The 11,895-nt window shown below is 61.3% G+C and carries 12 protein-coding genes; 9 read left to right on the top strand and 3 right to left on the bottom strand.

Annotated features, from left to right (window positions below):
• Nucleotides 1-30 precede the first annotated feature (30 nt).
• Both P9250_RS06215 and P9250_RS06210 read right to left on the bottom strand, forming a co-directional pair.
• Nucleotides 31-1,371: an LLM class flavin-dependent oxidoreductase gene (locus tag P9250_RS06215; protein WP_310391788.1), complete on the bottom strand. Its 1,341-nt coding sequence runs from the start codon at nt 1,369-1,371 to the stop codon at nt 31-33.
• Nucleotides 1,372-1,484: 113 nt separating this feature from the next.
• Nucleotides 1,485-2,843, bottom strand: coding sequence for an LLM class flavin-dependent oxidoreductase (locus P9250_RS06210; protein ID WP_310391786.1), 1,359 nt, complete (start codon nt 2,841-2,843; stop codon nt 1,485-1,487).
• A gap of 429 nt (nt 2,844-3,272) precedes the next feature.
• On the opposite strand from P9250_RS06210, the gene P9250_RS06205 reads away from it, so the two are divergent.
• From P9250_RS06205 to P9250_RS06180, 6 genes are all read left to right on the top strand, one after another.
• Nucleotides 3,273-4,664: a cytochrome ubiquinol oxidase subunit I gene (locus P9250_RS06205; protein WP_244830925.1), complete on the top strand. Its 1,392-nt coding sequence runs from the start codon at nt 3,273-3,275 to the stop codon at nt 4,662-4,664.
• Between the two features lie 34 nt (nt 4,665-4,698).
• Nucleotides 4,699-5,697 (top strand): cytochrome d ubiquinol oxidase subunit II, encoded by a 999-nt coding sequence (gene cydB, locus P9250_RS06200; RefSeq protein WP_250527591.1) that lies wholly within the window; start codon nt 4,699-4,701, stop codon nt 5,695-5,697.
• A 22-nt stretch (nt 5,698-5,719) separates the two neighbouring features.
• Nucleotides 5,720-5,845: a hypothetical protein gene (locus tag P9250_RS06195; RefSeq protein ID WP_255784860.1), complete on the top strand. Its 126-nt coding sequence runs from the start codon at nt 5,720-5,722 to the stop codon at nt 5,843-5,845.
• Nucleotides 5,846-5,997: 152 nt separating this feature from the next.
• On the top strand, nt 5,998-7,533 hold the full coding sequence (locus tag P9250_RS06190) for a cryptochrome/photolyase family protein (protein ID WP_250469216.1): 1,536 nt from the start codon (nt 5,998-6,000) through the stop codon (nt 7,531-7,533).
• 67 nt (nt 7,534-7,600) lie between these two features.
• Nucleotides 7,601-7,906, top strand: coding sequence for a DUF4148 domain-containing protein (locus P9250_RS06185; RefSeq protein ID WP_250527589.1), 306 nt, complete (start codon nt 7,601-7,603; stop codon nt 7,904-7,906).
• Nucleotides 7,907-7,977: 71 nt separating this feature from the next.
• Nucleotides 7,978-8,376 carry an FKBP-type peptidyl-prolyl cis-trans isomerase gene (locus tag P9250_RS06180; RefSeq protein WP_250510961.1) on the top strand — a complete coding sequence of 133 codons (399 nt, stop codon included), beginning with the start codon at nt 7,978-7,980 and terminating at the stop codon, nt 8,374-8,376.
• Nucleotides 8,377-8,465: 89 nt separating this feature from the next.
• Here P9250_RS06180 and P9250_RS06175 read toward each other — a convergent pair whose 3' ends face one another.
• The gene (locus P9250_RS06175; RefSeq protein ID WP_309846868.1) at nt 8,466-9,008 is read right to left on the bottom strand and encodes a carbonic anhydrase; all 543 of its coding nucleotides are present in this window, start codon (nt 9,006-9,008) and stop codon (nt 8,466-8,468) included.
• Nucleotides 9,009-9,276: 268 nt separating this feature from the next.
• Here P9250_RS06175 and P9250_RS06170 point away from each other — a divergent pair, with 268 nt between their 5' ends.
• The 3 genes from P9250_RS06170 (at nt 9,277) to P9250_RS06160 (ending at nt 11,828) form a co-directional block, all read left to right on the top strand.
• Nucleotides 9,277-10,224 (top strand): GlxA family transcriptional regulator, encoded by a 948-nt coding sequence (locus P9250_RS06170; protein ID WP_309958169.1) that lies wholly within the window; start codon nt 9,277-9,279, stop codon nt 10,222-10,224.
• 234 nt (nt 10,225-10,458) lie between these two features.
• Entirely contained in the window at nt 10,459-10,950 is a 492-nt protein-coding gene (locus P9250_RS06165; RefSeq protein WP_250469213.1) for a polyhydroxyalkanoate granule-associated phasin, read from the top strand.
• Entirely contained in the window at nt 10,947-11,828 is an 882-nt protein-coding gene (locus P9250_RS06160) for a class I SAM-dependent methyltransferase (protein WP_310391778.1), read from the top strand. The genes P9250_RS06165 and P9250_RS06160 overlap by 4 nt, the downstream gene beginning before the upstream one ends.
• Nucleotides 11,829-11,895 lie beyond the last annotated feature (67 nt).

Raw genomic sequence — 11,895 nt, 5'->3', positions numbered from 1 at the left:
GCGTGATCGTCTGAGCGCTGTCTAACTCGCCTAAACCGCCTCTTCCACTCGATACCCCGCCGGCACATCGAGCCCGAAATGCCCGCGCAAGGTAGTCCCTTCGTAAGCGCGCCGGAAGATTCCGCGCTTTTGCAGAATGGGCACGACGCCATCGACGAAGGCTTCGAGCCCGCCCGGCAAGGCGTCGGGCATGAGGTTGAAGCCATCGGCGGCGCCGTCTTCGAACCAGTGCGCGATGTCCTCGGCAACCTGTTCGGGCGTGCCGACGATCACGCGATGCCCGCCGCCGCCCGCCAGCGCGCGGATGAGTTCGCGCACCGTATAGCCATGCGCGCGCGCCTGCGCGATGGTCGCGTGAAAGAACGTGTGATTACCGTTGCCGTTGTTGGGCAGCGTGAGATTCTCGGGAAGATGCTCGTCGAGCGAGAGCGAATCGGCGGGAATGCCGAGCGTGCCGGCAATCCGGTTCAGGCTGTAGCGCCATGGAATGAGATCGACGAGTTCATCGCGACGGCGGATGGCTTCGGCCTGCGTCGCGCCGATGATCGTCGTGAGACCTGCGAGCACTTTCACCGCATGCGGCCCGCGTCCGTAGCGCGCCGCACGCACGTTCAGATCCTCGCGATACGCCTTCGATTCGTCGAATGATTGCGACGCCGAGAACACCGCTTCCGCATGACGCGCCGCGAGATCACGCCCGTCGCCGGATGCGCCCGCCTGCACGAGCACCGGATGCCCTTGCTTCGAGCGCGGCAGATTGAGCGCGCCTTGCACCGCGAAGAAGCGTCCGCGATGCGCGGCGGGATGCAGCTTGCCGAGATCGACGAACTGGCCGGTCGCTTTGTCGGCAACGAGCGCATCGTCCTCCCAGCTATTCCATAACGTCTTCACGAGCGTGGCGAACTCTTCCGCGCGCGCATAGCGTTCGGCGTGATCCGGGACGGCTTCCAGCCCGAAGTTGCGTGCCGAAGGCAGATCGGCCGTCGTTACCATGTTCCAGCCCGCGCGGCCGCCGCTGATCAGATCGAGCGTGGCGAAGCGCCGCGCAAGGTTGAACGGCTCGTTGTAACTCGTGGATGCCGTCGCGATCAGCCCGATATGCTTTGTCGCGGCCGCGACGCTCGCGAGCAGCAGCGTGGGTTCGAGCGCCGTGATCGGGCGCATGTCGAGTTGGTCGGTGATCGCGGCGCTATCGGCGAGGAAGATCGCGTCGAGACAGCCACGCTCCGCGATCTGCGCGAGACGCACGTAATGATCGATATCGATGAAGGCGTGCGGATCGGCGTCGGCCAGACGCCATGCGGAAGGCACGAAGCCGGAATGAAGCGCATTGATGTTCAGATGCAACTGGCGCGGGGCTTCGCCGCTCATGGGTGACACTCCGGGAAAAGTCGGACCTTCGATTGTCCGATGCGAACCGGGTGCCGCGCCACGAACGATTTCGTGGATTCATATTCGCTGGGGCGCTAAGGGACTAGCGGCATTTATCGATAGCTCGCGCCGACGTGCGGCGCTTGCAGATAGGCGCCGTTGCCAAACAGCTTCTCGCGCAGGGTGCCTTCTGCATATTCGGTCTTGTACGCACCGCGCCTTTGCAATTCGGGCACGAGATATTGGACGATATCGTGGAACGTGCGCGGCGACTCTACCCACGCGAGATTGAAGCCGTCGATATCCGTTTCTTCCACGAGCGCCTGCAATTCGTCGGCAACCTGAGCCGCATCGCCGACCACGACCGCGCCGCGTCCGCCGATCGTCACGAACTCCACCGCATCGCGCACGGTCCACACGCGTTCCGGGTCCAGCTTGCTGAACGATGCAAGTGCGGACTGGCCGGCATCGGTATCGACGTAAGCGAGGGTATCGTCGGGCTTATAGCGCGAAAGATCGATGCCCGTCCAGCCGGATAACAACGCCAGGGCACCTTCGTTACTCGCGCGCGCCTGATACGCGGCATAGCGTGCCTGCGCCCGTTCGGCGGTTTCATCGACGATCACGGTCAGCATGGCGAACAGCAATGCGCTGTCCGGTGCGCGGCCCGCTTCCGTGAGTGCGGTGCGGATGGACTGCGCCGACTTGCGCAAGCCATTGCGCGTGGGCGCGCCGAGAAAGATGCATTCCGCATGCTTGGCCGCGAATGCCGTGCCGCGCGTCGATCCGCCCGCCTGGAACAGAAGCGGCGTGCGCTGCGGCGAAGGCTCGCACTGGAAAATACCCTCGCTTTCGAAGTAGCGGCCCTTGTGTGTGATCTTGCGCACGCGCGCGGGGTCGGCGTAGATGCCGCGTTCGGCATCGCGCAGCAATGCGCCTTCTTGCCAGCTTCCTTCCCAAAGTTTGTAGCAGACTTCGAGAAACTCATTGGCGCGATCGTAGCGTTCGTCATGGGCGCGCAGTTCCGTCTGCCCGAGACTCAACGCGCCGCTTTGCAGATACGACGTCACCACATTCCATGCGACGCGTCCCCGGCTCAACTGATCGAGCGTCGTGAAGCGCCGCGCCAGCAGATATGGCGCTTCATAAGCCACCGATACCGTCACGCCGAAGCCCAGGTGCTCGGTCGCGTGCGCCATCAAGGGAATCAGCGGCACGGGGTCGTTCATCGGCACCTGGGCGGCGGTGCGCAACGCGGCGGCCGGACTGTCGCCGTAGACATCGTAGATGCCGGTGACATCGCCGAGAAAGAGGCCGTCGAAACAGCCCTCTTCCAGCACCTTTGCAAGCTCGACCCAATAGCGGGTGTCGAGATAGCCGACTGAATCGTCTGCAGGCGCTGTCCACTGACCGGGCGCGAGATGCCCCACGCAATTCATCATGAAGGCATTGAACCGGATCTGGCGAGGCATAATCGACTTGGCTGGACGCGTGAAAACCCTCGAGTCTAGTCATTTGATCGCGCTTGGAGAAAGGCCGTATCGTCATGCGCTTATTACCGTCGGAAGAATATGCAAAGCGTGGATGCATCTATAAGCGGCATCCATGAGGCTGGCGCGCCGTCTTGCTCCGACGAACCCGCGCATTTCAGATTCGCACGCTATTTGTCTTCCCGCCCGCGCGCCAGCGGCATGTCGCCCTTTCGCTATACATACGTATAAATGCCGAAGGTGTTTGCAGAAGCCATGATGTCGTCAGATTGACACCGGCCCGTCAGGCGTTTCCAAGAAGCGAACGCCCCGGCCCGATGACGTGGCCCGTGATTCGCCATGCGCGGATCACGGTTCGATGAACCGCGCCAAGGTCCGCCGGGCTAGCGCGCAGCCTTGGTGGATGCTCCGATGAATCTCGACGCTCTCGACCTTTCGCGCCTTCAGTTCGCCTTCACGGTCTCGTTTCACATCATCTTCCCGGCATTGAGCATCGGGCTTGCGAGTTTCATCGCCGTGCTCGAAGGCTGCTATCTCAAGACCGGCAAGCCGCATTACAAGGTGCTTTGTCTCTACTGGTCGCGCATCTTCGCCGTGGGCTTCGGCATGGGCGTGGTGTCTGGCGTGGTCATGGCCTATGAGTTCGGCACCAACTGGTCGGGCTTCGCACGCTTTGCCGGACCTATCACCGGTCCCTTGCTCACCTATGAAGTCATGACCGCCTTCTTTCTCGAAGCGGGCTTTCTCGGCATCATGCTGTTCGGCTGGGAGAAGGTCGGCCCGAAAGCGCATTTCGGCGCGACGATCATGGTGGCGATCGGCACGCTGATCTCCACGTTCTGGATTCTCTCGTCCAATAGCTGGATGCAGACGCCGCAAGGCTTCAGGATCGAAAACGGACACGTGGTTCCGGTCGACTGGTTCGCCATCGTGTTCAACCCGTCGTTTCCCTATCGGCTCGCGCATATGACGCTTGCGGCGTTCATCGTCGCCGCGCTCGTGGTTCTGGCAACGGGCGCATGGCATCTGCTGCGCGGCAGGCGCGACGCGGAAACGCGAACCATGGTGTCGATGGCGCTCTGGCTGCTGCTCGTGCTCGCGCCGGTTCAGGCGCTCGTGGGCGACCAGCACGGTCTCAACACGCGGCGCTATCAGCCTGCGAAGATCGCGGCGATAGAAGGCCTTTGGCAAACCGAGAAAGGCGGCACGGCGCTCAATCTCATCGGCTTTCCCGATATGAACGCGGAAGTCACGCGTCATGCGATCCAGATCCCGCATCTCGGCAGCTTGATTCTCACGCATAGCTGGGATGGCGAGATTCGCGGGCTCAAGGACTTTCCCAAAGCGGACCGGCCGAATTCGTCGCTGATCTTCTGGACCTTCCGCGTGATGGCCGGTCTCGGCATGCTGATGATTCTCGTCGCCGTGACGGGTAATCTGCTCAGGCGCGGCGGACGCTTATTCGAAGCGCGCTGGTTCCAGTGGACCGCCGTCCTGATGGGCCCGACTGGTTTCATCTCGCTGCTCGCCGGATGGATCACGACGGAAGCGGGCCGCCAGCCCTGGGTGGTCTATGGCGTGTTGCGCACCTCCGATGCAGTCTCGCCCATCACACAGGCTTCCGCCGGGCTTTCCCTGCTGCTGTTCGTGCTGGTGTATTGCCTCGTCTTCGGCATCGGGCTCTACTACATCTTCCGCATGATCGGCCAGGGACCGCAAGGAACGCCGCCGCTGCCTGCCGACGCCACGCGCGATCCCACTGAAGCCACGGGCCGCCGCCCCTTCTCCGCCGTCTCGCGCTAACCGTGCGGCACGCCAAATCACGTGAGGTGACGACATGGATCTGACAATCGTTTGGGCGGCGATCATCGCCGCAGGCATCTTCATCTACGTGGCGCTCGATGGCTTCGACCTCGGCGTCGGCATGATCTTCCCGTTCTTTCCCGACGATGCCGAACGCGACCTGATGATGCACAGCATCGCGCCGATATGGGACGGCAACGAAACCTGGCTCGTGCTCGGCGGCGCCGCGTTGTTCGCGGCCTTTCCGCTTGCGTATTCGATCGCGCTGTCGGGGCTTTACCTGCCGATCATCTTCATGCTGGTGTGTCTAATCTTTCGGGGCGTGAGCTTCGAAGTGCGCGCCAAGGCAACGCGCACGAAAAATATCTGGAACCTGTTCTTCATCTGCGGCTCGGCTGGCGCGAGCTTTTTTCAGGGCGTGATTCTGGGTGCCTATCTGCACGGCATACCCGTGAGCCAGAACGCATTCTCGGGCGACCCGTTCTTCTGGATCGCACCTTTTCCGTTTCTCACAGGGCTTGGTCTCACATGCACTTATGCGCTGCTGGGCGCGGGTTATCTCGTCCTCAAGACGGATGGCGATCTGCAACGACGCATGCGCGCGCTCATCCTTCCGCTCACGGCCGTGCTGCTTGCGTTCATCGCGGTCGTATCCGTGTGGACGCCGCTCACCGATGCGCGCATCGCCGAACGCTGGTTTCATTCGTCGTTTCATCTTTGGCTGTATTTGGTGCCGGTCGCGGTGGTGCTGACGGCGGTCGCCATGTACTTCGCGATCAAACGCGAGTCAGAGGCCGGTCCGCTCGCTATCGCGCTGCTGCTCGTGTTCCTGGGCTATATCGGGCTGCTCTTGAGCGTGTGGCCTTATGCGTTGCCGGGCAGCGTGACCTTATGGGAGGCGGCATCGCCGGAAACGAGTCAGGCGTTCACGCTCGTGGGTGCGGTCATCATCATTCCGATCATTCTGGCTTATACGACGGTGGGCTACTGGGTGTTCCGGGGCAAAGTGAAGCCCGGCTCGGCTTATCACTAATCTCGCGCGGAGGATGACGCTTATGAAACCGAGCCCGGCACTCCGCCGCTTTCTCTGGTTCGTGCTGCTCTGGTGCGTGGGTGTGGCGGGTACCGCGCTCATTACTTACCCGTTCCACTATCTGGCCGTCAAGGCGATGGGACATTGACCGAGGCGACGTTCTCGCGCAAAGAGCATCGACAAAACGTCCACACGCAGGCGTATTCGCGTTGCCAAAGCGGCGATCCGGGTTGCGATGCACGGCGGGCGTCTGGATTGCTGGCATGAGGAGATTGCCGCCAAAATCTTCACGCCATCGCCATGACTACCTTGCGCCTGATTCTCGGCGATCAGTTGAACCCCGCGCATAGCTGGTTCGTCGAGCCCGACGCCACCGTGCATTACGTCATGATGGAGGTGCGTCAGGAGACGGATTACGTGCTGCATCACGCGCAGAAGATCATCGCCATCTTCGCGGCGATGCGCCGTTTCGCGGACGGTTTGCGTGAGGCTGGACATCGCGTTCACTATCTGAAGATCGACGATACGGCCAACGAGCACTCCGTTCCCGCGAATCTGGACGCGTTGATTGCGTCGCAGGGAATCGATCGCTTCGAGTATCAGGCACCCGACGAATGGCGGCTCGATCATCAGCTCGACGCGTATGCGAAGGCGCTGCCGATCGCCACGCAAATGGTCGACAGCGAACACTTCTTCACCGGGCGCCACGAAACGAAGCAGTTCTTCGACACCCACGGCAAGGGACAATGGCTGATGGAGCGGTTCTATCGGCATATGCGTACCCAGCATGGCGTGCTGATGGAAACGGAGCATCGGCCAGCAGGCGGCCAGTGGAATTACGATCACGACAATCGCCGCGCATGGCATGGCGAACCGCCGCCGCCCGAAGACCCTCGGCCGGTACATGACCATTCGAAGCTATGGCGCGATATCGTCGCCGCAGGCGTGAACAGCTTCGGCAATCCGCAGGCCGCGCGTATTCGCTGGCCGCTCGATCGTGCAGAAGCGCTCCAGCATCTCGCGCGCTTCATCGAGGAAGCCTTGCCGAACTTCGGCGCATGGCAGGACGCAATGAGCACGCACGAGCCGCGTCTCTTCCACTCGCAGCTTTCGTTCGCGCTCAACACGAAGATGCTCAACCCGCGCGAAGTGGTCGAAGCGGCTGAAGAGGCGTATCGCGCGCACCGTGCCGAATTGCCTTCGGTGGAAGGCTTCATTCGGCAGATTATCGGCTGGCGCGAATACATTCGCGGCGTGTACTGGGCGCAGATGCCGCGCTACGCAAGCAAGAACGTGTTCCGTCACAAGCGCGCGCTGCCGCAGTGGTTCTGGTCCGGCGACACTCGCATGCGTTGCCTGAAGCATGCGGTCGGCCAGTCGCTCGAAGAGGCGCACGCGCATCATATTCAACGGCTGATGATCATCGGCAATTTTGCGTTGCTCGCGGGTCTCTCCGTCCCCGAAGTCTGTGCGTGGTATCTCGGCGTTTATATCGATGCCTTCGAATGGGTCGAGTTACCCAACACGCTAGGCATGAGCCAGTTTGCCGACGGCGGCTTGATGGCGAGCAAACCTTATGTTTCGAGCGCCGCGTACATCGACCGCATGAGCGACTACTGTAAAGGCTGCGCATACGACAGAAAACGCCGCAACGGAGAAGACGCTTGTCCCTTCAACGCGCTCTACTGGGACTTTCTCGCGCGCAACGAGGCGACGCTCGGGCGTAATCATCGGCTTACGATGATCTACAAGCAGTTGAGCCGGATGCCCGATGAAGAACGCGCGGCCATAGCCACGAAAGCGCGTGCGCTGAAGGCGAATCTGGATTCGCTATGATGGCCCGCACGGTGTAACGTTGGCTGGCACGCAGCGCTTGAGAACTGGACTTCACTGGAGACATGACATGAAGCACTTGCCGAGATTCCGGCCTCTGATTTGCGCGACGGCCATCCTGCTCACCGGTTGCGCCACCAGCATGCAGAACGGCACGACGCATCTTAGCCCTGCACAGTGCCGCGATCTGACCGCGCTCAAGAACAATGCGCCGATCACATCCGAGCGTAATCGCAGCGAATTGGCGGCGCTGGAAACAGCGGGCTATCACCCGTCCATGTTTTTCGATCCGTATTACCCCGACGATCTGCAAGCGGCGCAACGTCAGGTGGATCGTTGGTATCAGGTGGAATGTCAGTCGATGCCGCCAAGCTGAAGCGCCGCGTGCCGACTCGGGACGAGGGAACGCGCCCGATATAATCAGGTTTTGACAAACGAGGATCTTGCATGAAATTCGTCATTGCTTTGCTTGCTGCTTCGACTCTTGCATCGACTGCATTCGCTGCAAACCCGGTCGACAAGTTGCCGTCGGGTGTCGTCGTCGAACACATCAAGCAAGGAACGGGACCGCAACCTACCGCCGACGACGTCGTGCGCGTGAACTATCGCGGCACGCTCGCGAACGGTACCGAATTCGACGCGTCGGACAAGCACGGCGGCCCGGCCAGCTTCCCGCTCGGTCGCGTGATTCCCTGCTGGACGCAAGGCGTGCAGAAGATGAAAGTCGGCGGCAAGGCCAAGCTGACGTGCCCGGCAGCGACCGCTTACGGCGAACGCGGTATAGGCTCGATTCCGCCGAACAGCGATCTCACGTTCGAGATCGATTTGCTTGGAATCGGAAAGTAAGCCGTTACCAAAATCGCTTAAAGACATGCTGCCTTGCCCGGAAGTTGTCCGGCAAGGCAGCATGCCAGGGCGCTCGCGGCACCGGTCAATCAGGCAGCCGCTTCACGCAACGGCGCCGGCGGAACAACCGTTTCGACACGACCGGTCTTTACGTCATAGACCAAACCCGACACCACTAGATCATCCGGCAACGTCGTATTGGCCTTGAGCGCCGCGACGTCCAGCGCGACTGCCTGGTAGGGCTCGGTAATGGCAAGGGCATCGAGCGCGGAAGGCTCGACGTCGAGATACTGCGCAAGCAGCGCAGGCGCATGCCGATGGCATCCGATGATTCCGCAATCCGTATGCTGAAGCAGCACGAGGTTGCGCCCGCCATTCGGGCGTCCGGCCGCACGCGCCACGACGCTCAGCACGGCCAGCGTTTCGAGCAATGATCGATTGAGACGCCCGCCCACGTTGCGGATTACCGCCGCTTCGCCTTGTTCCAGCCCAAGCACGGCGGCAGGATCGACACGCGGATCCACACAGCCAACGACAATCGTCCCCAGCGACGGCAGCATCTTCAGTTCAGGCTCGAACCGCGTTTGAACGAAGTGCGCGTTACGTTCCGCGATGAGTTGGTTGAAGTCCATGTCCTTTCTCCTGGCGATCAGGGCAAATAGCCCGATGGTTGTATTCGGTGCGCGGCGCCCGCTCGAGACATACTTTTAGACCAAGCCTTCGCGGCTTTAAGGGACCGCCACTATCTGCTCGGCTGCGGCCCGGGCGATTTGCGACGCAATGTTCGTCGTCTCACTCGATGCGAGCGGATGCGGAAATCGCTTGTACCTTAACGTTCCGCGCCGTTACGATCCATGTCGTAGTTGCCACCATTCAGGACATCACACGGCGGGACTAACCATGCATCGGATCGGTTTCATCGTGCCGCAAAGGTTTCAGATGATGAGTCTTGCGGCCTTGACGGCGTTCGAACTGGCGAACCTTCCGCCGACCGGCCCGTACTACGACATTCGTCTGTTGTCCGAACACGGTGGCTTGACCGAGTCGTCGGGTGGCATGGCGCTTTCGACGGAGGCTTTCGACGACCCGGCTTTCGATACTGTCATCGTCGGGTCGATCACCGAACTCAAAATGCCTTCATTCGATGCGAATCTGATCGCGTTCGTGCAAGCGGCGGCCAGGGCATCGAGACGGATTGCTTCCATTTGCAGCGGCGCTTTCGTGCTCGCCGAAGCGGGACTGTTGGACGGACGGCGCGCGACCATGCACTGGGCGCATGCACCCGAATTCAGGGCGCGTTTTCCGGACGTGACGACGGACGAGGACCGGATCTTCATCAACGATGGCCCGGTCTGGACCTCGGCCGGCATGACCGCCGGCATCGATCTCATTCTGGCGCTGATCGACAATGACCTCGGCCCGGATGCCGCGAAGCTCGTCGCCCGGCTTCTCGTGATGCATCAGCGGCGGCTCGGCGGGCAGAAGCAGCATTCCGCGTTGCTCGAGATGACGCCTAGGTCCGATCGTATCGAGTTGGTCGTCGCGCACATTCGCCGCAATCTGCGCAATCCACTCACGGTCGAGGAACTCGCGGCGGTGGCGAACCTTAGCCCGAGGCAATTCAGCCGAGCGTTCATGGCCGAAACGGGTCAGTCGCCGGCCAAGGCCGTTGAACAGATTCGGCTGGAAGCCGCGAGATTCATGATCGAGCAAGGGCGTCACACGATCAACGTGGTCGCCGATGAAACCGGCTTCGCCGACCGCGAACGCATGCGTCGCGCGTTCTTGCGGACCTTTGGCGTACCCGCCGATGTGCTGCGCAGGAACGCACGCAGCGAACTGCGTTGAAAACTAGCTGATCGTCGCTTGTGAATGACCGTTCTTTTCATGCAGGCATCGCATTGCTCGACTAATAGCAGCGACAGTTGCTTTTATGTTGCGTCGCAACATTTATCGGCCTATCATGGACCTGTGCATTGCTCGCGGTTCCACTAGCCGCGCTCGCATCGTCAAGTTGCAGTCGACAATCGACAATCGTCAGTAGGCCATCCGCCTAGTTTCCACTATCAAAGGAGCGCCTACATGGCCGCATCTACGTCCGCTTCCCCCCTTCGCGACCTCTCGACCAGCTGGCTCGAAACGCTCTCCGACGCAAGCGAGATGTTCCGCGCGACCTCGCAGGTGGTGGGACATCGCACGGTCCGCATGGCAATGGCGGGACCGTTGCCGAGCGAGCGCGATCAAACCGAATTCAGTTTGATGAGCACCGAAAAGAAAGAAGCCGCGACGGAAGCGTTGCAAGCGCTCGGCTCCGGCTGTCTCAGCCTCGCCATCACGCTCGCCGCCGACACGACGCGGCTCATCTGGGAAGCCTCTTCCGCGACTATCGCGCTGGCATCCAGCCAGACTGCGTCACAATGGCTGGAGCGGCAGGCCGTTTTGCTTGGCGTCGTCAACAATGCGCCGATCAATCCGCTGCGTCTGGCCAATTCGGCCACGCACGTGATCCAAGAAACGCTTGCTCCCATTCACGACCGCGCGACAGCCAATGCCAAACGGCTAGGTGCCTTGTGAGCACCGCGACTGTCCCGCTACGGCGCCGACGTGCCGCCGCGCGCCAGTCGAAAAGCGGCGAAGCGAAGGCAGATATCGTGGTGAACCTTCAGGGCGTATCGGAAACGATGCTGTGGACGCTGTATGACCGCGCGTGCGAGGCCAGACGGCCGAACCCCGTGCTGTCCGATCCCGAAAGTTCCAGAATCTGCGCTGCGATCGATTACGACTTCGCGGGACGCTTCGGTGTCCCGGACGGCTCGTTCGCGGCACGCGCCGCCGAAATCGATCATCTGGTCTTGCGCTGGCTCGAAGATCATCCGAATGGCGTTGTCGCTTCGCTGGGCGAAGGCCTTGAAACTCAGGCACACCGTGTCGATAATGGCCGCATGAAGTGGCTCACCATCGACCTTCCTGCTGCCATCGCGTTTCGAGAGAATTTTTTGCAGCCATCTAAGCGCTTTCGTCACATTGCGGCGAGCGCGCTCGATCCGCTGTGGGCAAAAGAGATCGATTCGGACGGCGATGTGCTGGTCGTCGCTCAAGGCTTGCTGATGTACCTCGACCCGGCGGCGGTGAAGCGCCTGTTCAACGATATCGCCGCGCGCTTTCCCAAAGCCCAGATGATCTTCGATGTCATACCGCAATGGTTTTCGTCGCTGACCATGTGGGGTGTGATGAAAACGCCGTACTATCGCTTACCGCCAATGCCGTGGGGCATCGATACCAACGACATCGAAGCTTGTCTGCGCGCGTGGTCACCGGGCATCGAATCGGTGAGCTTGCTCGAATACCGCGCGCCGCGTGGCTGGCCGAGGCTCGCGGACAACTTGATCCGCATGCATCCGGGCAGCGAAAAGTATCTGCCGTGTCTGGTGCATGTGACGCTGGGCCGGTAGGATTATTTCACTTTCGCTTTGCTTCTGCGTGCAAGTCGCGGGGCGCATGACTCGACACCTGAGTCGT

Source organism: Caballeronia sp. LP006, assembly GCF_031450995.1.
GTDB lineage: Bacteria > Pseudomonadota > Gammaproteobacteria > Burkholderiales > Burkholderiaceae > Caballeronia.
The sequence above is the reverse complement of the archived record's forward strand: the minus strand, read 5'-3'. Positions and strand labels throughout refer to the sequence as shown.

Excerpts from the sequence above, each read along its gene's own strand:
- P9250_RS06215 (WP_310391788.1), bottom strand. The coding sequence starts at position 1,371 with ATGAGCGGCGAAGCCCCGCGCCAGTTGCATCTGAACATCAATGCGCTT.
- P9250_RS06210 (WP_310391786.1), bottom strand. The coding sequence starts at position 2,843 with ATGCCTCGCCAGATCCGGTTCAATGCCTTCATGATGAATTGCGTGGGG.
- P9250_RS06205 (WP_244830925.1), top strand. The coding sequence starts at position 3,273 with ATGAATCTCGACGCTCTCGACCTTTCGCGCCTTCAGTTCGCCTTCACG.
- cydB (WP_250527591.1), top strand. The coding sequence starts at position 4,699 with ATGGATCTGACAATCGTTTGGGCGGCGATCATCGCCGCAGGCATCTTC.
- P9250_RS06195 (WP_255784860.1), top strand. The coding sequence starts at position 5,720 with ATGAAACCGAGCCCGGCACTCCGCCGCTTTCTCTGGTTCGTGCTGCTC.
- P9250_RS06190 (WP_250469216.1), top strand. The coding sequence starts at position 5,998 with ATGACTACCTTGCGCCTGATTCTCGGCGATCAGTTGAACCCCGCGCAT.
- P9250_RS06185 (WP_250527589.1), top strand. The coding sequence starts at position 7,601 with ATGAAGCACTTGCCGAGATTCCGGCCTCTGATTTGCGCGACGGCCATC.
- P9250_RS06180 (WP_250510961.1), top strand. The coding sequence starts at position 7,978 with ATGAAATTCGTCATTGCTTTGCTTGCTGCTTCGACTCTTGCATCGACT.
- P9250_RS06175 (WP_309846868.1), bottom strand. The coding sequence starts at position 9,008 with ATGGACTTCAACCAACTCATCGCGGAACGTAACGCGCACTTCGTTCAA.
- P9250_RS06170 (WP_309958169.1), top strand. The coding sequence starts at position 9,277 with ATGCATCGGATCGGTTTCATCGTGCCGCAAAGGTTTCAGATGATGAGT.
- P9250_RS06165 (WP_250469213.1), top strand. The coding sequence starts at position 10,459 with ATGGCCGCATCTACGTCCGCTTCCCCCCTTCGCGACCTCTCGACCAGC.